At 68.2% G+C, this 17463-nt stretch carries 15 protein-coding genes; 9 read left to right on the top strand and 6 right to left on the bottom strand.

The genetic code is table 11. The annotated features are described in order from the left end of the window. Positions 1-64: 64 nt before the first annotated feature. On the bottom strand, positions 65-1348 hold the full coding sequence (gene murA, locus V7Q48_RS13845; RefSeq protein WP_333838850.1) for a UDP-N-acetylglucosamine 1-carboxyvinyltransferase: 1284 nt from the start codon (positions 1346-1348) through the stop codon (positions 65-67). Between the two features lie 382 nt (positions 1349-1730). On the opposite strand from murA, the gene galU reads away from it, so the two are divergent. Further along, a complete protein-coding gene (galU, locus tag V7Q48_RS13840; protein ID WP_333838849.1) occupies positions 1731-2621 on the top strand; it encodes a UTP--glucose-1-phosphate uridylyltransferase GalU in 891 nt (296 codons plus the stop codon). Between the two features lie 157 nt (positions 2622-2778). Here the strand turns inward: galU and V7Q48_RS13835 are convergent, their stop codons facing one another. Further along, a complete protein-coding gene (locus V7Q48_RS13835) occupies positions 2779-4128 on the bottom strand; it encodes a sensor histidine kinase (protein ID WP_333838848.1) in 1350 nt (449 codons plus the stop codon). A 215-nt stretch (positions 4129-4343) separates the two neighbouring features. Between V7Q48_RS13835 and rpmH the strand changes: the two genes are divergently transcribed. The 5 genes from rpmH to yihA all read left to right on the top strand — a co-directional run bounded on the left by rpmH (position 4344) and on the right by yihA (position 7743). After that, positions 4344-4478, top strand: coding sequence for a 50S ribosomal protein L34 (gene rpmH / locus V7Q48_RS13830; RefSeq protein WP_054123767.1), 135 nt, complete (start codon positions 4344-4346; stop codon positions 4476-4478). Between the two features lie 20 nt (positions 4479-4498). Next, positions 4499-4957 (top strand): ribonuclease P protein component, encoded by a 459-nt coding sequence (gene rnpA, locus V7Q48_RS13825; RefSeq protein WP_442947141.1) that lies wholly within the window; start codon positions 4499-4501, stop codon positions 4955-4957. An 11-nt stretch (positions 4958-4968) separates the two neighbouring features. Next, a complete protein-coding gene (yidD, locus tag V7Q48_RS13820) occupies positions 4969-5178 on the top strand; it encodes a membrane protein insertion efficiency factor YidD (RefSeq protein WP_333838847.1) in 210 nt (69 codons plus the stop codon). Between the two features lie 94 nt (positions 5179-5272). Beyond that, the gene (gene yidC, locus V7Q48_RS13815; protein ID WP_333838846.1) at positions 5273-7081 is read left to right on the top strand and encodes a membrane protein insertase YidC; all 1809 of its coding nucleotides are present in this window, start codon (positions 5273-5275) and stop codon (positions 7079-7081) included. Positions 7082-7116: 35 nt separating this feature from the next. Beyond that, positions 7117-7743 (top strand): ribosome biogenesis GTP-binding protein YihA/YsxC, encoded by a 627-nt coding sequence (gene yihA, locus V7Q48_RS13810; RefSeq protein ID WP_333838869.1) that lies wholly within the window; start codon positions 7117-7119, stop codon positions 7741-7743. Positions 7744-7949: 206 nt separating this feature from the next. On the opposite strand, the gene V7Q48_RS13805 is transcribed toward yihA, so the two are convergent. Continuing rightward, positions 7950-11324, bottom strand: a complete 3375-nt coding sequence (locus V7Q48_RS13805; RefSeq protein ID WP_333838845.1) for a glycosyltransferase — start codon at positions 11322-11324, stop codon at positions 7950-7952. 337 nt (positions 11325-11661) lie between these two features. On the opposite strand from V7Q48_RS13805, the gene V7Q48_RS13800 reads away from it, so the two are divergent. Further along, positions 11662-12522: a DODA-type extradiol aromatic ring-opening family dioxygenase gene (locus V7Q48_RS13800; protein WP_333838844.1), complete on the top strand. Its 861-nt coding sequence runs from the start codon at positions 11662-11664 to the stop codon at positions 12520-12522. A 5-nt stretch (positions 12523-12527) separates the two neighbouring features. On the opposite strand, the gene V7Q48_RS13795 is transcribed toward V7Q48_RS13800, so the two are convergent. The 3 genes from V7Q48_RS13795 to V7Q48_RS13785 form a co-directional block, all read right to left on the bottom strand. Next, positions 12528-13277: a siderophore-interacting protein gene (locus V7Q48_RS13795; RefSeq protein WP_333838843.1), complete on the bottom strand. Its 750-nt coding sequence runs from the start codon at positions 13275-13277 to the stop codon at positions 12528-12530. Between the two features lie 66 nt (positions 13278-13343). Beyond that, a complete protein-coding gene (locus tag V7Q48_RS13790; protein ID WP_333838842.1) occupies positions 13344-13832 on the bottom strand; it encodes a DUF3592 domain-containing protein in 489 nt (162 codons plus the stop codon). A 52-nt stretch (positions 13833-13884) separates the two neighbouring features. Further along, positions 13885-15081 (bottom strand): cation:proton antiporter, encoded by a 1197-nt coding sequence (locus V7Q48_RS13785; RefSeq protein ID WP_333838841.1) that lies wholly within the window; start codon positions 15079-15081, stop codon positions 13885-13887. Positions 15082-15712: 631 nt separating this feature from the next. On the opposite strand from V7Q48_RS13785, the gene V7Q48_RS13780 reads away from it, so the two are divergent. Continuing rightward, positions 15713-15961, top strand: a complete 249-nt coding sequence (locus V7Q48_RS13780; RefSeq protein WP_333838840.1) for a hypothetical protein — start codon at positions 15713-15715, stop codon at positions 15959-15961. Positions 15962-16007: 46 nt separating this feature from the next. After that, positions 16008-17387 carry a class II fumarate hydratase gene (gene fumC, locus V7Q48_RS13775; protein ID WP_333838839.1) on the top strand — a complete coding sequence of 460 codons (1380 nt, stop codon included), beginning with the start codon at positions 16008-16010 and terminating at the stop codon, positions 17385-17387. Positions 17388-17463 lie beyond the last annotated feature (76 nt).

Raw genomic sequence — 17463 nt, 5'->3', positions numbered from 1 at the left:
CCGTCACCGGGAATGGCCAGACCCTTCCCCGCGGCTTTGGTGCCTGCGGGGAAGGGGGGCCAAATCACTCGCTGCCGACGCGCTCCACGTCCGCGCCGAGCAGCGCGAGCTTTTCCTCGAGCCGCTCGTAGCCGCGGTCGAGGTGGTAGAGCCGGTGGACCTGCGTTTCGCCCGAGGCGGCGAGACCGGCGATGACCAGGCTCATCGAGGCGCGAAGGTCGGTCGCCATGACTTCGGCGCCCGACAGCGCATCGACGCCGTGGACCACGGCGGTACGGCCAGAGGTCTCGATCCGCGCGCCCATGCGGTTGAGCTCGGGCACGTGCATGTAGCGGTTCTCGAAGATCGTCTCGGTAAGGACGCTGGTGCCCTTGGCGAGGCACAGCATCGCCATCAACTGCGCCTGCATGTCGGTGGCGAAGCCGGGGTAGGGCGCGGTGGAGATCGTCACCGGGCGCAGGTCGCCGTCCGCCGCCACGTGAATGCCGCCGCGCACCGCCTCGACCGAGACACCGGCATCGCGCAGTGCCTGCACGGTGGTGTCCATGTCTTCGATGCGCGCGCCCTGCAGCGTGACTTCACCGCCGGTGATCGCCGCGGCGCAGGCGTAGGAGCCGGCCTCGATGCGATCGGGCATGACCATGTAGGTTGCGCCATGCAGGCGCGGCACGCCATGGATGGTGAGATCCGACGTACCGATGCCCTCGATGTCGGCGCCCATGGCGACCAGCAGGTTGCACAGGTCGACGATCTCGGGCTCGCGCGCGGCGTTGTGCAGCGTCGAGGTGCCCTTGGCGAGGACCGCGGCCATCAGCGCGTTCTCGGTCGCCCCGACAGAGACCACCGGGAAGCTGTAGCGCCCGCCGGGCAGGCCGCCATCGGGGGCGATCGCGCGAACATAGCCGGCGGCCAGCTCGATCTGCGCGCCGAAGGCCTCGAGCGCCTTCAAGTGCAGGTCGATCGGGCGATTGCCGATGGCACAGCCGCCGGGCAGCGAGACCGTGGCCTCGCCAGCGCGGGCGAGCAGCGGGCCGAGCACGAGGATCGAGGCACGCATCTTGCGCACCAGGTCATAAGGCGCGACGGTCGAGGTCAGGCGCGTTGCCTGCAGCGTCATCACCCGGCCGAAATCCTCGGGCCGCGCGCCGGCGATCGCGGTCGACACGCCGAACTGGTTCATCAGGTGCTGGAAACCGTCGATGTCGGCCAGCCGCGGCAGGTTGCGCAGCGTCACTGCCTCGTCGGTCAGCAAGGCACAGGGCAATAGGGTGAGGGCCGCATTCTTGGCCCCCGAAACCGGAACCGAACCCGAAAGACGCTTCCCGCCGCGAATGATGATCTTGTCCATCGCGGCGGTTTAGCGGGTTTGCCGACCGGAGCAAGAGGGGCGGGAATGATCGGCGGGTGCTGTGCGTGGTGCTTCGACAAGCTCAGTACGAACGGGATTGGGCTGGAGTTCAAACATTCCCCGTTCACCCCAAGCCTGTCGAAGGTTGAGGCTGGCACGCGGTGCGCATGGTGCTTCGGCAGGCTCAGCACGAACGGACGTGGGCGGTGGTTCATACAATCGCCGTTCGCCCTGAGCCTGTCGAAGGGCCGGGCCGGCGTGCACCCTGCTACCGCCTGCTGCACCGCAGCAAAATTGGCCTGTGCAACAGTTCTGGAACTTGTAAATGTAAAATCGCGCTGCTTAACTGCTTTGCAACCGGACCAGGGGAAAGATACTTAGCATGAGCGATACCAAAGCAACCGGCATCAAGCCGATCCGCAAGGCCGTGTTCCCCGTTGCCGGCCTCGGCACCCGTTTCCTGCCCGCGACCAAGGCGGTGCCCAAGGAAATGCTGCCGATCGTCGACCGTCCGCTGATCCAATACGCCGTCGACGAGGCGCGCGAGGCGGGTATCGAGCAGCTGATCTTCGTGACCGGCCGCGGCAAGACCTCGATCGTCGAGCATTTCGACACCGCTTACGAACTCGAAGACACGATGAAGGGCCGCGGCAAGGACCTCTCGGTGCTCGACGACACCCGCATCAAGCCGGGCAACCTCGTCACCGTGCGCCAGCAGGTGGCGATGGGCCTGGGCCACGCGGTATGGTGCGCGCGCGAAGTCGTGGGCGACGAGCCTTTCGCGATCTTCCTGCCCGACGAACTCATGGTCGGCGCGCCCGGCTGCATGAAGCAGATGGTCGAGGCCTATAACCAGGTCGGCGGCAACCTCATTTCTGTGCTCGAAGTCCCCGAGGACGAAGTGTCGAGCTATGGCGTGATCGCGCCCGGCGCGAGCGTGTCGGACTCGCTGACCGAAGTGACCGGCCTCGTCGAGAAGCCCAAGCGCGAGGACGCGCCCTCCAACAAGATCATCTCGGGCCGCTATATCCTGCAGCCCGAAGTCATGCGCACGCTGGAAAACCAGGAGAAGGGTGCCGGCGGCGAGATCCAGCTGACCGACGCGATGGCCAAGATGATCGGCACGCAGCCGTTCCACGCCGTCACCTTCGCCGGCCGCCGCTTCGACTGCGGCAGCAAGGCTGGCTTCGTCGAGGCGACGATCGCGCTGGCGCTCGAACGTCCCGATCTCGCGGACGACGTGCGCAAGGTGATCGCCAAGCTCGTCGGCTGAACGGGACGGGGAGGGGTGTCTGGTAGCCCCTCCACCACCCGCTTATGCGGGCGGTCCCCCTCCCCGCTGCGCAGGGAGGATCACACTGGTCCTCCCCACACCGTGGGGAGGTGGCAGCACGAAGTGCTGACGGAGGGGCACAGCCTCGCACCCGCTCTCAAGGGGCGGGAAACGTAATCTCCACCACGATGCCGTCGGTCTCGAACCGGCGGGCGATCGTGCCGCCCAGCTGGCGTTCCGAACTGCGGATCAGGGCCGAGCCGAAGCCTTCGCGCTTGGGCTTGCCATCCTCGGGGATGGTCAGGGGTACGGCGGTCCGTTCGTGCCAGACGAGGCGGACGGTATCCCCCTCGCGGCTCCAGCGCACATCCAGAACGCCGCCCGGTGCTGACCACGCTCCGTATTTGACCGCGTTGGTCACCAGCTCGTGCAACACCAGGCCAAGCGGCACGGCATGGCGCCCGGCGACGACCAGCGCGCCGCCGGCCATGTCGCAGCGCTCGCTGTCCGAGCGGTAGGGGGCGATCACCTTGGCGACCAGATCGGCCAGGTCGACCTCGCCCTCCCCATCGCCGTCGAATCGCCCTTGCGTGACATCGTGCGCGGTGACGAGCGCGTGGATGCGCTTGGCGATGCGATCGACGGCGGGGGCGGCGGCGGCATCGCCGCGCGCGGTCATCTTCACGATCGCCAGGATCACCGCGAACAGGTTCTTCACCCGGTGGTTGAGCTCGCGGGCCAGGAGGTCGGCGCGGTCGCGCGCCTCGGCGATGAGTGCGGCGTTGGCGGCGGCGGCCTCGGCATGGGCGGCGCGGATCACCTGCCACAGCGCCAGGATGAGCGTGATAATGATGATGACGAACAACAGTCCGAGCGAGGGCATGACGCGGCCCTCGGCGGTGGCGGCGCTTTGCGTGGCGGCGTCGAGCCGGGCGCGCTCGGTCCGCTCCAGCCGGCCGACGGCCTGGCGCAGCGCGTCCATCGCCAACTGGCCTTCATCGGACAGGGTGCGGACCCGCGCCTCGACCACCTCGCCACGGCGCACCAGCTCGACGGTGCCGGCCATCTCGGTCCACTTGGCATCGCCCAGCCGCTCGATCTCGTCGACCAGCGCGGCCTGCTGGGGATCGGCTGCCGGCCCCATGCGCTGGCGCAGCGCGCGCATTTCGGCCTCGTAGGCCGCGCGCCCCTTGTCGAACGGGGCGAGGTAGCGCTGGTCGTACGTGATGTAATAGCCGCGCTGCCCGGTCTCGCCGTTGAGCGTGGCTGCCACGATCCCGTCGAGCGCGGCCAGCACCGCACTGGTCCGTGCGGCCTGATCGCGCTGGTCGCGTTCCGCCTCGACCGTGACGTAGATGAGCGAGAAGGTGCCCAGCAGCGACAGCGCGAGGAGCGCGAACAGGCCGAGCGTGAACCACGCGGACCGACGGCGCGGCCCGCCGCTGCTCAACGTCCGGGCACTCAAGAGGCCTGTGCGGGGGGCTGGCCCGGTATCCTTGGCTACCATGGCACCATCGCGTAGACAATTGGCGCCTGCCGGGCAAGCGGACCCCGCGCCGGCCTATGCCCGCACGGTCTCGCCTGCGTGCAATTGCTTGACGCAGGCGCCTCTCTCGCTTATCGGCCCACCCCTGATTTCAGCCCGGCGCCCCTGTGGCGGCGTGGCTTTGCATCGATTCGCCAGACACCTGTTCTAGACAGACCAAGAAGAAGAGCTGAACCATGAAGCGCACTTTCCAGCCCAGCAACCTCGTGCGTGCCCGCCGTCACGGCTTCCGCGCCCGTATGGCGACCGTCGGTGGCCGCAAGGTCCTGCGCGCCCGTCGCGCTCGTGGCCGCAAGAAGCTCTCGGCCTGATCGCGTCCCTGCGGGGCATCATGTCGGTTGAGACGGGGGCTTTCGTGGCCCCGCCGTTGCCCCGGCGCAGTGCCCGCGTGGAAACGATTGCCCGGCGTGCGGATTTTCTCGCCGCCAATCGCGGAATCCGGGTCGCAAGGCCCGGATTCGTGCTTTTGGTGAACCCCGTCGCGCGCGCCGATGGCTCGCAGCGCTTCGGGGTCACCGTTACCAAGAAGATCGGCAACGCGGTCGCCCGCAATCGCATGAAGCGGCGCTTTCGGGCGCTGCTGCGCGAATGCCTGCCCGCGCAGGGCATCGCCGGTGCCGACCACGTGCTGATCGGCCGCGAAAACGGGATCGAGCGCGATTTCGCCCTGCTGCGCAGCGAACTGGCGCAGGCCCTGGCCCGCGCCGCCGCCGGCAAGGGCGATCCCCCGCGCAAGCCGGGCGCCGGCCGATCGGGCAAGCGCCAGCCCAAGCCGGCACACGGTCGCTAGAGGCACCGGCCATGAAGCGCCTGCTCATCCTCGTCGCGCGCGGCTGGCAGCTCGGCCCGTCGCGGATGATGCCGCCCAGCTGCCGCTACGCCCCATCCTGCTCGCAATACGCGATCGAGGCGCTGGAAAAGCACGGTGCGATTAAGGGTAGCTGGCTTGCGGCCTTGCGGCTATTGCGCTGCCATCCCTGGGGCGGCAGCGGGTATGACCCGGTGCCCTGAACAGACGCCATTACGGAACCCGTCGCGGCGACCGTGTGGCAACCGCTCACGAATACCCTTCCCAACAGTTTGAACAGACGAAACGCGAGGCACAGTGGAGAAACAGCGCAACCTGATCCTGGCGGTGGTCCTCATAGGCCTGCTGCTGATCGGCTGGGATTACGGCATCGCCTATTTCTATCCGCAGCCCAAGCACAAGCCGGCCGCCTCGGCCCCGGCCGTGCCCGCGGGCGATGCGACCACCACGGCCGGCCCCCCGGCCAAGCCAAGCCGTGAAGGCGGCCTCCAGGCGCCCGGCGACGTCGCGCTGGAAAAGCAGGACCTGGCGCAGGCGCTGGGCGCGGGTAACCGCGTGCCGATCGATGCACCGGGCCTCAAGGGCTCGATCAACCTCGTCGGCGGCGTGGTCGACGACCTCACGCTCGTCCGCCACCGCGAAACGATCGACAAGGCCAGCCCGCCGGTGCGCCTGTTCTCGCCCGCCGGCACCCCGGCGCAGCATTTCGCGCAGATCGGCTGGCTCGGCCAAAACGGCGTCGCCGCGCCCAACGGCCAGACCGTGTTCACCGCCGAGGGCGGCAAGCTGACGCCCGCCACCCCGGTCACGCTGAAGTGGACCAACCCCACCGGCCAGACCTTCGTGCTCCGCTACGCGATCGATGAAAACTACATGCTGACCGTGGCGCAGAGCGTGACCAACGCCGCCGCCGCGCCGGCCTCGATCACGCCGTTCGCGCGCATCAACCGCACCGACCGCACGATGAGCCAGGATACCTGGCAGGTCCACTCGGGCCCGATCGGCGCGTTCGACGGCACGGTCAATTTCTCGAACAACTATTCCGACGTGCTCAAGACCGGTTCGGTCACGCCCGCGGGCCAGGCCAACTGGATCGGCTTCACCGACATCTACTGGCTTTCGGCGCTGGTGCCGGCTGCCGGCACGGCCAAGCCGACCGCGGACTTCCGCTCGCTCGGCAACACGCTGTTCGCCGCCGACCTGATCTGGCCCGCCGCCACGATCGCGCCTGGCCAGACCCAGACGCAGACGCTGCGCCTGTTCGCCGGTGCCAAGGAAAACAACGTCCTCGAGGCTTACGAGAAGCAGGGCATCGCCAACTTCTCGCTGTCGATCGACTGGGGCTGGTTCCGCTGGTTCGAGAAGCCGATCTTCTGGCTGCTCGATTCGCTGTTCAAGGCGGTCAAGAACTTCGGCCTCGCCATCATCCTGCTCACCCTGCTGGTGCGCGGCATGATGTTCCCGGTCGCCCAGCGCCAGTTCGCCTCGATGGCGGCGATGCGCGCGCTCCAGCCCAAGATGAAGGCAATCCAGGAGCGTCACAAGGACGACAAGGCGCAGGCCCAGCAGGAAATCATGAAGCTCTACAAGGAAGAGCGCGTGAACCCGCTGGCCGGTTGCCTGCCGATCTTCCTGCAGATCCCGGTGTTCTTTGCGCTCTACAAGGTGCTGGTGCTGACGATCGAGATGCGTCACCAGCCCTTCGTGCTGTGGATCAAGGACTTGTCCGCGCCCGATCCGCTGCACGTGCTCAACCTGTTCGGCCTCCTGCCGTTCACGCCGCCCAGCTTCCTCGCGATCGGCGTGCTGGCGATCATCCTGGGCATCACCATGTGGGCGCAGTTCAAGCTGCAGCCGGCGGCGATGGACCCGGCCCAGCAGCAGGTCATGGGCCTGATGCCGTGGATGATGATGTTCGTCATGGCGCCGTTCGCCTCGGGCCTGCTGCTCTACTGGATCACCTCGAACCTGCTGACGATCGGCCAGCAGCGCTACCTCTACAGCCGCCACCCGCAGCTGAAGGCCCAGGCCAGCAAGGACCAGCAGACCATCGACCGCGTCGCCGCACGCACTGCGCCCACGCCGCTGAAGCCGAAGAAGAAGTGAGCGTCACCGGCCCCGACGAGGAAGGCCTGCGCCTGATGGCCCTGGAAGAGCGTGCGCGCGCGCTCTTCTCCGGCCGCGTGGAGTTCCTCAAGTCCGCCCCTCAGCTCAAGTTCCTGCCCGATCCCGACTTTCCCGAGATCGCGTTCTGCGGCCGCTCGAACGTCGGCAAGTCCTCCCTGCTTAATGCGCTGACCGGCCGCAAGTCGCTCGCGCGCACCTCGGTCACGCCGGGGCGCACGCAGGAGCTCAACTATTTCGAGGTGGGCCAGCCCACGCTGTTCCGCCTGGTCGACATGCCCGGCTACGGCTTTGCCAAGGCCCCGCCCAAGGTGGTCGAGCAATGGCGCAAGCTTGTGCGCGACTACCTGCGCGGCCGCGTGGTGCTCAAGCGCACGCTGCTGCTGGTCGACAGCCGCCACGGCGTGAAGCCGGTCGATGCCGAGATGATGCAGATGCTCGACGAGGCTGCGGTCGGTTATCGCGTGGTCCTGACCAAGGCCGACAAGATCAAGGCCGAGGAACTGGCCGAGGTCGTGGAGGCGACGAAGGCCGTGGCGCGCAAGCACATTGCCGCGCATCCCGAGGTCAGCGTGACCTCGTCGGAAAAGGGCCTCGGCATTGCCGCCCTGCGCGGCGCCGTGCTGGACGACGCCGCGGTCTGAACAGCGCAGGTTGGCAGCATAGAATAGGTAGAAAGGCCCACGAGTGATCGTGGGCCTTTCTCGTTTATCCCCGCGTGCCGGGGGCGCGTTCGGCAGGCAACAAGAACAGCGGGACCTCGGATCAAGTCCGGGGGTGACGAAAACGGGGGTAAGATGCAAACCCCCCGTCACCCCGGGCGAAGACCCGGGGTCCCGCTTGTTGCTCCTCAGCTCGCCGCGACGGCCGGCGTGCTGACGCGCCCGGTCCGCTCCAGCTTGCCCCAGCCGATGCCCAGCCCGGCGAGCGCTGCACCCACGGCGCGGATCACGACGCCGTACATCAGCTGGCGATAGACGAAGCGCTGGCTCAGCAGCAGCAGCGGGGGCAGGCGCCGCTCGCGCACGTCGAGGCGAAAGGCGACCAGCCCGCAGGCGAGGTCGATCGTGGTGAAGGCCAGCCAGTAGGCGCCCATGCGCAGCACGTCGGTCTGCGTCTGGGCCCAGCCATGCTGCATGACCCGCACGATGGTGCCGACGATCGAGATGCCCAGCGCCAGGTCGATCAGCGGCGAGGCGATGGCGAAGGCGATCTGGAACAGCCAGGCCTGCGGCATGCCGACATAGGCGAGGCCCGAGGGGCGGCGCCGGCTCAGGATCGCGCGGTGCTTCCACAGGCACTGCAGTGTGCCGAAGGCCCAGCGGAAACGCTGTTTGCCGAGCGCGCGCAGGGTCTCGGGGGCTTCGGTCCAGGCCACCGCGTCCTCGTCGTAGGCGATCTTCCAGCCCTTGCGCTGGATGGCGATGGTCAGGTCCTGGTCCTCGGCCAGGGTGTCCTCGGGATAGCCGCCGACATCGTCGAGCGCTGCCCGCCGCCAGGCGCCCACGGCACCGGGGACGACCATGATCGCATCGAACCGGGTCAGCGCGCGGCGCTCGATGTTCTGGGCGGTCACGTATTCGACCGCTTGCCAGCGCGTGACGAGGTTGACCCGGTTGCCGACCTTGGCATTGCCGGCAACGGCGCCGATCTCGGGCTTCTCGAACCAGCGCACCAGCTTGCCGATCGTTTCGGGCTCGAACTGGGTATCGGCATCGAGCGCGACGATGATCTCGCCGTCCGCGGCCGCCAGCGCCCGGTTGAGCGCGCTGGCCTTGCCGCCGTTGACCAGCGTCATCAGGCGCACGCGCGGATCGGTGCCGAAGGCCTCGGCCACGATCGGGCTGGTGCGGTCCTTCGAGCCGTCGTCCGCCACGATCACCTGCAGCTCGGGATACGTGCTGGCTAGGATGCGATGCACCGAGGCCTCGATCACGCGCTCCTCGTTGTAGGCCGGGATGATGACGGTGACGCGCGGGTTGTAGGCAGGCAGGGCCTCGTCCTTGCCGTGCCAGGGCAGCCCGATGCGGCGCTGCGGGAACAGCGCGAGGCCTGTGAGGCCGACCGCCCGCAGCGTGCCCAGCGCGATGGCGAAGAAGAACGTCCAGTTGAGCGTCGACAGCGCGGCCGCGAGCAGCGCGAAGATGCCGATGTCGAGCTTGACCGCGACGAGGTTCCAGCCCTCGACCTGGGGCATGACGTCGTCACGGCGCAGGCCGGCCAGCGTCGAGACGGGTACGAAGCGATAACCCTGCGCCTGCAGCTGCTGGATGATGCGGGGCAGCGCGGCGACAGTCTGCGAACGGTTGCCGCCGCCGTCATGAAGCAGGATGACGTTGGCCGAGCGTTCGGCATTGCCGCTATCGACCGCGCTGACCGTCATCTGCACGACCTGGTCGGCGGGGCGGCGCATCCAGTCGCCGGGATCGGCGTGGAGGCCGACGACGGTATAGCCCTGCTGCTGCGCGATCAGCGCCGGGACCAGTTCGTCCGCCGTGGTCGGTTCGGCGTCGCCGAAATAGGGGGCGCGGAACAGGCGGGTGGAGCGGCCGGTATAGGCCTCGATCAGGCGCTGGGTGGCGTTGAGCTCCAGCTTGATCGCGGTCTCGGTGCTGTTGGCCATGTTGGGGTGGGTGTAGCTGTGGTTGCCGATCTCGTCGCCGTCGGCGACCATGCGCTGCAGCAGGCCCCGGTTGGCGACGCCGTTTTCGCCGATCACGAAGAAGGTGCCGGGCACGTGGAACCGCTCGAGCACCGAGAGGATCTGCGGCGTCCAGGTCGGGTCCGGGCCATCGTCGAAGGTCAGCGCGACCAGCTTGGGCTTGTCGCCGGTGCGGCGCACGACATAAGGCGTGGGCAGCGTGGCGTAGCGTTCGTCGGTGACGAGGCCGAGCCTGGGATCGGTGGCGAGCTGGCGCGTGCCGGCGCTGGGCGTCGCGGTGACGCGCAGGATCTCGCCATTGCCCTCGACGTCGGCATTGCTGCTCTGGGTGATGCGCGACAGGTCGGGCAGGGTGTTCGACCCGCTGTGCCAGGCCTGCAGCGTGGGCCAGAAACCAGGATCTTCCGAGCCCAGCCGCCACAGCGCGACCGAGCCGATCCCCATGCGGCGCAGCATGAGCATCTGGTTCCAGCTGGTGCCGGCATCGAGCATCCACACGTCGTGGCGCACCGCGCGCGTGCCGTCGCTGTCGTCGGCATCGTCGGTATAGGCAAAGCCGCTGTTGCCGCTGGTCTTGTCCCAGGTAGGCACGGTGCCGCTGTCGTGCGCGGCGAGCCAGGCTTCCTCGACCGTCAGTGCGTCGGCATGGCCCTCGTGCCAGTCGTAGGCATAGCTGCCGAGCGCGACGATGACCTTGCTGGCGGGAACGCCCTTGAGCAGGTCGGCGACGTGGCTGGCGAACCAGCCGTTGGACGCGATGGGGCCGGCGGTGCCGCCCTCCCAGTGCTCGTCATAGGCCATGAGCACGATCTTGTCGGTCACCGCCGCCAGCGCGCGCGGATTCCATGCGGGATCGTCCACGGGCAGGGTGATCGACACCAGGCGATGCTTGGGGGCAAGGCGCGCGTGAAGGTCGGCGGCGAACTGGCGCAGGCCCGGCATCGCGCTGGTGGGCAGGTTTTCGAAGTCGATCATCACGCCCGCATCGTGCGAGGCATCGAGCGAGGCATCGACCGCTGCGGCAAGCGCGGTACGCTTGGCCGGATCGGCGAGCACGGCGGCGGTGCCGGTGCCGTCCCACTGCCCATCGCGCACGTTCTGCAGCAGCGGCATGACCAGCGGACGGTGCAGCGCGCCGGCGATGATGCGGCGCATCGGTGCATCGTCGGTCGTGGTGAGGTGGCCCGCATGATCGATCTGCATCAGCGTGGGGGCGACCCAGTCGAGCTGGCCGACATGGCGCTGCAGCGCGCCCGCGCTCTCGTCGCTCTCGGCCTGGTAGAACCCGATCGTCACGGGGGCGCCCTGCTGGCGCGCCGGCGTGGTGCCGTGGCGGCCGAACAGCGCCGACAGGCGGTGCGACAGGCGGCTGACCTGCGCCTTCAGCGGCGCGGGGGCCATGCGCTCCTGCCCGAATGCCAGCGGCTCGCCCGGCGCGACGGTCGCCACCGTGGTCGCAAAGATCACGCAGGTGGCCACGAGCAGGGCCAGCACGACGAACGCAAGCCGCCGCGTCGTGCGACGGCGGCGGCCGGTGGGATCGAAGAAGATGGGGCGGGACACGGCGTTTGCCTTCCGTTCTGCAAGTGTCGACGAAGGACACCGGAAGAAGGCGCGTCATGGGGCGTCGCTTGGGTCCGGCGCGGTGACGGTGGGCAGCCCCTGGCGGAGCCGAACAGGGGACCGTCACGTTGCGGATCCGAGGCTGCTCACCGTCGAGGGCCGTTCTACAGCCGGTACCCTGCCTGCGGCGTGGTCAAAACATTACGGTTTGGCCATTTGCCAAGGCCATCCGCTCGTTCCGTTTTTTCTGACAGGATGTCGTGATTTTTCACGCTGGCGGGCGCCGCGCCTTGGCGTATCACCACCATGTACGCGCAGGCGCAAAAGGATGTCGAACATGCAGCAGCCGGTCTTCTTCCTGTCGCACGGGGGCGGTCCATGGCCTTGGCTCGACGGCCCGTTCCGCCGCAGCTTCGACTGGCTCGAAGCCTCGCTCAAGGCGCTGCCGGCACAATTGCCCGAGCCGCCGCGCGCGATTCTCGTGGTTTCCGGGCATTGGGAGGAGCCGCGCTTCACGGTGTCTACCGCCGCGCAGCCGCCGATGGTGTTCGATTACTTCGGCTTCCCCGAGCATACCTATCGCATCAGCTATCCGGCGCCCGGCGCCCCCGAACTGGCCGAGCGCGTGGTCGCACTGGCGGCCGCGGCGGGCATCGCGATGGACCGCGACCCGGAGCGCGGGTTCGATCACGGCACCTTTTCAATGCTGCAGCCGATCTGGCCCGACGCGCATGTGCCCGTGCTCAGCGTCTCGCTGCGCGCCGACTACGATCCGGCTGCGCACATCGCCTTCGGGCGCGCGCTGGCGCCCCTGCGCGATGAGGGCGTGCTGATCATCGGCTCGGGCTTTACCTATCACAACCTGCGCCGGTTCGACGAAACCGCGCTGCAACCCTCGGCAGCGTTCGACGGCTGGCTGCGCCATGTGCTGACAGACCTGCCGCCGGCCGAGCGCACGGCTGCGCTGCTCGGCTGGTCGGAAGCGCCCTCCGCCCGCATCGCGCATCCGCGCGAGGATCACCTGATCCCGCTGATGGTCGCGGTCGGCGCGGCCGAGGGCGAGCCGGGGCTTTGCATCTATTCCGAGGACGCGATGCGCGGTGCGATCACCGCCTCGAGTTATCGCTTCGGGGGCGGGCTGGCGCCGACCGGGTTCGACCTGATCGGCGCGCGCGAGCGGGAAGCGATGCCCGGCTGAGGCGCTCAGCCCTGCTCGAGATCCTTGGCGGAGGAGTCGGCCTGGCCGGCGACCCAATAGCCGGCAGCCTTGATCCACGCCTTGTCGAGGCCGTGGCCCTGAAGGAAGTGGTCGCGCAGCGCCCGCGCCACGCCGGCCTCGGCGGCGATCCACACGAAGGTGTTCGGCTCCAACTGCAGGTCGGCGATTGCGGCCAGCAGCGGCGCGGGATCGGTCGCATCGGTGCGATGAACCCAGCGGGCATCGACGTGCGCCGCGCTGTCGAACGCCTGCTCGTCGGCTGCCTCGGGGACGGCGCCGATCACGGTGGCCGTGGCGCCTTCGGGCAGTTCCTCGATGCGGCGGCCGATCGCGGGCAGGGCGGTCTCGTCGCCGATCAGCAGCCAGTGCGCTATCGGCCCCTCGATCACTTGCGAGCCGCGCGGTCCACCGATCTCCAGCGTGTCACCAACCTTGGCCGCGCGGGCCCAGTCCGAGGCGGGGCCGCCGACATGATCGAAGAAGTCGATGGTCAGCGTGCCCGCCGCCGCATCGTGGCGGCGCGGGGTGTAGTCGCGCATGGCGGATTGCCCGTCGGCAGTGGTGACGAAGACCTTCACATGGTCGTCGGGTGCGCCGCTGTGGAAGCCCTCGAGATCGTCGCCGCCGGCAACGACGCGGATCATGCTGGGGGTCAGCCGCTCGATCTGCGCGATGCGCAGCGAACGGCGGCGGGTTTCGTGCCGCATGCGGCGCAAGGTGGGTGATTCGCTCATGCACAGACTATCGCCGTCTTGCGAGCGATTATCAAGATATATCTTAGAAGAGTTTTGATATTGTCGTCATGATGGTGACGAGAACAGCGCCATGACCGCCGCCACGCCTCCCATGCCGGCAAGGGCGTGGAGTGCGACGCAGGCCAGGACCAGCGACAACGCGGCCCAAAGCGCCCAGGTAAACGGTCCCAGCACCGTTGCCTTTTCCGGGTCGGCGGCATCGTACCAAACGGTGTAGACGCCCAAAGGTTGCCAGCCGCGATGCACCCAGCGGTGCACGATGGTGCGGCGCTCGACACCGTCCTGGTCATGAAAGCGGATCTCGTCCTCGATGTAGCGGGTGTCGTCACCGTCGCGCCAGTTCCAGCCGCGTAAGGTAAACAGCGTCATGCCCATCGACCAGAAGTCGTCGCTTTGCTGGTTCTCGGTATAGTCGCTGCGCCAGACCGTCGCGGCGGCGGGCATCCAGCCGGCGAAGAGGCGCAGCGCGCGCAGCACGCAGACCACGAAAGCCAGCCACGCGACCAATGCCGCCAACACAAGAAAACCCGCCATGGCAGTGACCATGGCGGGCAATTCTCAAGATTCGGTGCAGGTCTGTACGATCTCAGCCGGCGCGCAGGCGGGCCAGACGCGGGCGGACCACCGGCATGGTCATCATCGTGCTCATCACCGCCATCAGCAGGAGCGCGGTGAAGGTCTCGGGCGTGATGATCTTCTTGTCGAGCAGCACGTTGACGAAGATGATCATGATGAGCGCCTTGGTCTGCAGCATCCAGCCGATCACGCTCGCCTCTCCCTTGGCCCAGCCCAGCACGCGCCCGGCGATGCGCACACCGATCAGCTTGCCCGCGACCGAGGCGACGAGAAGCAGCAGCGCCGCGCCGAACACCGCCGGCAGGCCGAGCCCGCCGACCTGGCCCCATTGCGTGCGCAGGCCGGTCGAGAGGAAAAACACCGGCATGACGGCGAGTAGCAGGAAGTTGCGGAACCCGTCACGGCGGGCCTGGTCGAACCAGCGCGCATCCATCACCGCGCCGGCCAGGAATGCGCCAACCATGAAGTGCAGGCCCGACCAGTCTGCGGCGAAACCGACGGCCGCGAGCCAGATCAGCGCGATGTGCCAGCGGTCGTCCTCGCGCACGCGTCCCATCACCCAGCGAAGGCCCCATGCCGCCAGCGCGAAGATAGCAAGGAACAGCGCCTGCCGTCCGATCCGCTGCCAGTCGAGCAGGATCAGTGCGAGCACGCCCCAGATCGCCACGTCGTCCATGCTGGCATAGCGCAGCAGGCGCTGGCCGAGTGGCTCGCGAAAGATGCCCAGTCGCTCCATCAGCAGCACGAGGATCGGCAGCGCCGTGACCGCACAGGCCATGCCGATGCCGGCGAGCACCTGGAAATAGCCGCCCTTCGGCCCGATCCATCCCGGAACGGTCAGCAGCGCGGCGGCGGCAAGGGCGCCGAATGCCAGCGGCGTCAACAGCGCGGACGTGGCAGTCACCACCGTCTCGCGGCGGTTGGCCCAGGCATCGCCCAGGTCGAGTTCGACCCCGGCGATGAACACGAACATCGCCACCGCCCACCATGCAACGCCGTTCAGCGCGCCGATGACCTGCGGATTGAAAACGAAGGCGTAATAGCCCGGAAACGCGGCACCCAGCACGCCGGGGCCCAGCAGAATGCCGCCCACGATCTGGACCACGACCAGCGGGGCATAATCGTCACGATCGAGCAGGCGCCAGACCAGCCACGGCACCGCAAGAATGATCGTCAGTGCGATCAGGAAAATCTCGCTGGTACCCATACGTCGTCCATCCCCCCGGTGGTCTCATGCCATGTCCCGACATGGCTTGTCTTTGTCATGCCATGCCTTGGCATGGCTTGTGTTTGTCGCGGCGGTCTTGTCCTTGGTCAAGGCCGTGGCCATCTGGTGAAGGCATCACCAAGGGGCAGGCAAAGCGTCAAGGAGCAGCCGCGCGTGCGACGTGATCGACCAATTCCGTGGCTGCGCAAGCCGGAATACCTATGCGTCGGATCGAGAGGCTTTCGCGAAACGGAGACCGGCACCGGGCTTCAACAGGCTCGGCCCGAACGGGCTCTCGCCAATGTATCCGCGCCTCCCGTTCGCCCTGAGCTTGTCGAAGGGCGCGGGCGCCGGGCGTGCCGGCTTGGGGCTTCGACAGGCTCAGCCCGAACGGGGTGGAGCGGTTTCCCGCACTCCTCCGTTCGCCCAGAGCTTGTCGAAGGGCAGCTATGCCGGGCGTGCCGATCCAGCCCCGCCACAGGCTCCGCCTCGCCAGGTCCGGTCGCAATGCTTGCGCGTCTGTCCTCCGCCCCCGCGCTGTTGCCTGAGGGCGATGCCGCAGGTCCGCTTAAGGCAGTCCCGAGCCTGCCGATGTTAGCCGTCATGCGGCAACAACGGCAGGAGACCCGGCATGGATATGCACCATTCGTTCCCGCGTTCGGCGGAATGGCACGTGGCCCACGACAGCGAACGCGAGTTCGTGGCGATGGCGCGTGCGATCCGCGACCTTGCGCGCGAGGCCGGCGTCCCGCCCGAGGCGGCGATCGATCGGCTGGCCGAGCGCGGCCCGCACGCGGCGCTGGCGCTGCTGGCCCGGCAGGCGGGCACGGATATCGCCGCTCATCCGCTTTATCGCCGCGTCTCCCCCGGCGCAGCCTAATCCAGGCGGGGCTTTCACAGCCTTGCCGCCGTGAAAGGACCCTCCGATGAATACCCGCACCGAAAGCGACAGCATCGGCACCATCGCCGTGCCCGAGGACGCCTATTGGGGCGCGCAGACCCAGCGTTCGATCGAGAACTTTCCGTTCGGCGCGGGCGAGCGCATGCCGATCGGCATCGTCCACGCGCTGGCGCTGGTCAAGCAGGCCGCCGCGCGGGTGAATCGCGCGCACGGGCTCGATGCCGCGCTGGCCGATGCGATCGAGCAGGCCGCGGCCGAAGTCGTGGCCGGGCGACACGACGATCAGTTCCCGCTGGTAATCTGGCAGACCGGCAGCGGCACGCAGTCGAACATGAACGTCAACGAGGTCATCGCCGGGCGTGCCAACGAGGCGCTGGCCGGAACGCGCGGTGGCAAGAGCCCGGTGCATCCCAATGATCACGTCAACCGCGGTCAGTCCAGCAACGACAGCTTCCCCACCGCACTGCACGTCGCGGCGGTGGTGGCGCTCAACCGGGACCTGCTGCCCGCCCTCGACCTGATGGCCGGCGCGCTCGATACCGCCGCGCGCGAATGGCAGGGCATCGTCAAGATCGGCCGCACGCACCTGCAGGACGCCACGCCGCTGACGCTGGGGCAGGAATTCTCGGGCTATGTCCAGCAATTGCGCGATGCGCGCGAGCGGCTGGGACAGGCCGAGACGTTCCTGTTGCGGCTTGCGCAGGGCGGCACTGCGGTCGGCACCGGCCTCAATGCGCCCGAGGGCTTTGCCGAGGCGATGGCGGCCGAACTCGCCGGCCTGACCGGCCATGCCTTCACCCCGGCGCCCAACCGGTTCGAGGCGCTGGCCAGCAATGATGCGCTGGTGCAGTTCTCGGCGACCCTCGCGACGCTGGCGGTGGCGCTGACCAAGATCGCGAACGACATCCGCCTGCTCGGCTCGGGCCCGCGCTCGGGGCTGGGCGAGCTGGACCTGCCCGCCAACGAGCCGGGCAGTTCGATCATGCCGGGCAAGGTCAACCCGACGCAATGCGAGATGCTGACGATGGTGTCCGCTCAGGTCATCGGCAATCACCAGGCGGTGACGCTGGGCGGTATGCAGGGGCATCTCGAACTCAATGTATTCAAGCCGATGATCGGCGCGGCGGTGCTGCGCTCGGTCCACTTGCTGGCGGTCGGCATGGAAAGCTTCGCGCAACGCTGCGTCGAGGGGATCGAGCCCAACACCCGCCGCATCGAGGAACTGGTCGAGCGCTCGCTCATGCTGGTGACCGCTCTTGCCCCCGAGATCGGCTACGACAACGCCGCCAAGATCGCCAAGCACGCCCATGCCACCGGGCAGACGTTGCGCGAGGCCGGCCTGGCGCTGGGGCTGGTCGACGAGCCGACGTTCGACCGTCTGGTCCGCCCCGAAGAGATGGTCTGACCAGAATTGATCCTCCCTGCCGCAAGGCGGGGAGGGGGACCGCCGCGAAGCGGTGGTGGAGGGGCCGGCTGCTTAT

It is taken from the genome of Novosphingobium sp. (assembly GCF_036803765.1).
Classification (GTDB): Bacteria; Pseudomonadota; Alphaproteobacteria; order Sphingomonadales; family Sphingomonadaceae; genus Novosphingobium.
This window is presented reverse-complemented; position numbering and strand designations above follow the sequence as displayed.

Excerpts from the sequence above, each read along its gene's own strand:
- murA (WP_333838850.1), bottom strand. The coding sequence starts at position 1,348 with ATGGACAAGATCATCATTCGCGGCGGGAAGCGTCTTTCGGGTTCGGTT.
- galU (WP_333838849.1), top strand. The coding sequence starts at position 1,731 with ATGAGCGATACCAAAGCAACCGGCATCAAGCCGATCCGCAAGGCCGTG.
- V7Q48_RS13835 (WP_333838848.1), bottom strand. The coding sequence starts at position 4,128 with ATGGTAGCCAAGGATACCGGGCCAGCCCCCCGCACAGGCCTCTTGAGT.
- rpmH (WP_054123767.1), top strand. The coding sequence starts at position 4,344 with ATGAAGCGCACTTTCCAGCCCAGCAACCTCGTGCGTGCCCGCCGTCAC.
- rnpA (WP_442947141.1), top strand. The coding sequence starts at position 4,499 with ATGTCGGTTGAGACGGGGGCTTTCGTGGCCCCGCCGTTGCCCCGGCGC.
- yidD (WP_333838847.1), top strand. The coding sequence starts at position 4,969 with ATGAAGCGCCTGCTCATCCTCGTCGCGCGCGGCTGGCAGCTCGGCCCG.
- yihA (WP_333838869.1), top strand. The coding sequence starts at position 7,117 with ATGGCCCTGGAAGAGCGTGCGCGCGCGCTCTTCTCCGGCCGCGTGGAG.
- V7Q48_RS13800 (WP_333838844.1), top strand. The coding sequence starts at position 11,662 with ATGCAGCAGCCGGTCTTCTTCCTGTCGCACGGGGGCGGTCCATGGCCT.
- V7Q48_RS13795 (WP_333838843.1), bottom strand. The coding sequence starts at position 13,277 with ATGAGCGAATCACCCACCTTGCGCCGCATGCGGCACGAAACCCGCCGC.
- V7Q48_RS13790 (WP_333838842.1), bottom strand. The coding sequence starts at position 13,832 with ATGGCGGGTTTTCTTGTGTTGGCGGCATTGGTCGCGTGGCTGGCTTTC.
- V7Q48_RS13785 (WP_333838841.1), bottom strand. The coding sequence starts at position 15,081 with ATGGGTACCAGCGAGATTTTCCTGATCGCACTGACGATCATTCTTGCG.
- V7Q48_RS13780 (WP_333838840.1), top strand. The coding sequence starts at position 15,713 with ATGGATATGCACCATTCGTTCCCGCGTTCGGCGGAATGGCACGTGGCC.
- fumC (WP_333838839.1), top strand. The coding sequence starts at position 16,008 with ATGAATACCCGCACCGAAAGCGACAGCATCGGCACCATCGCCGTGCCC.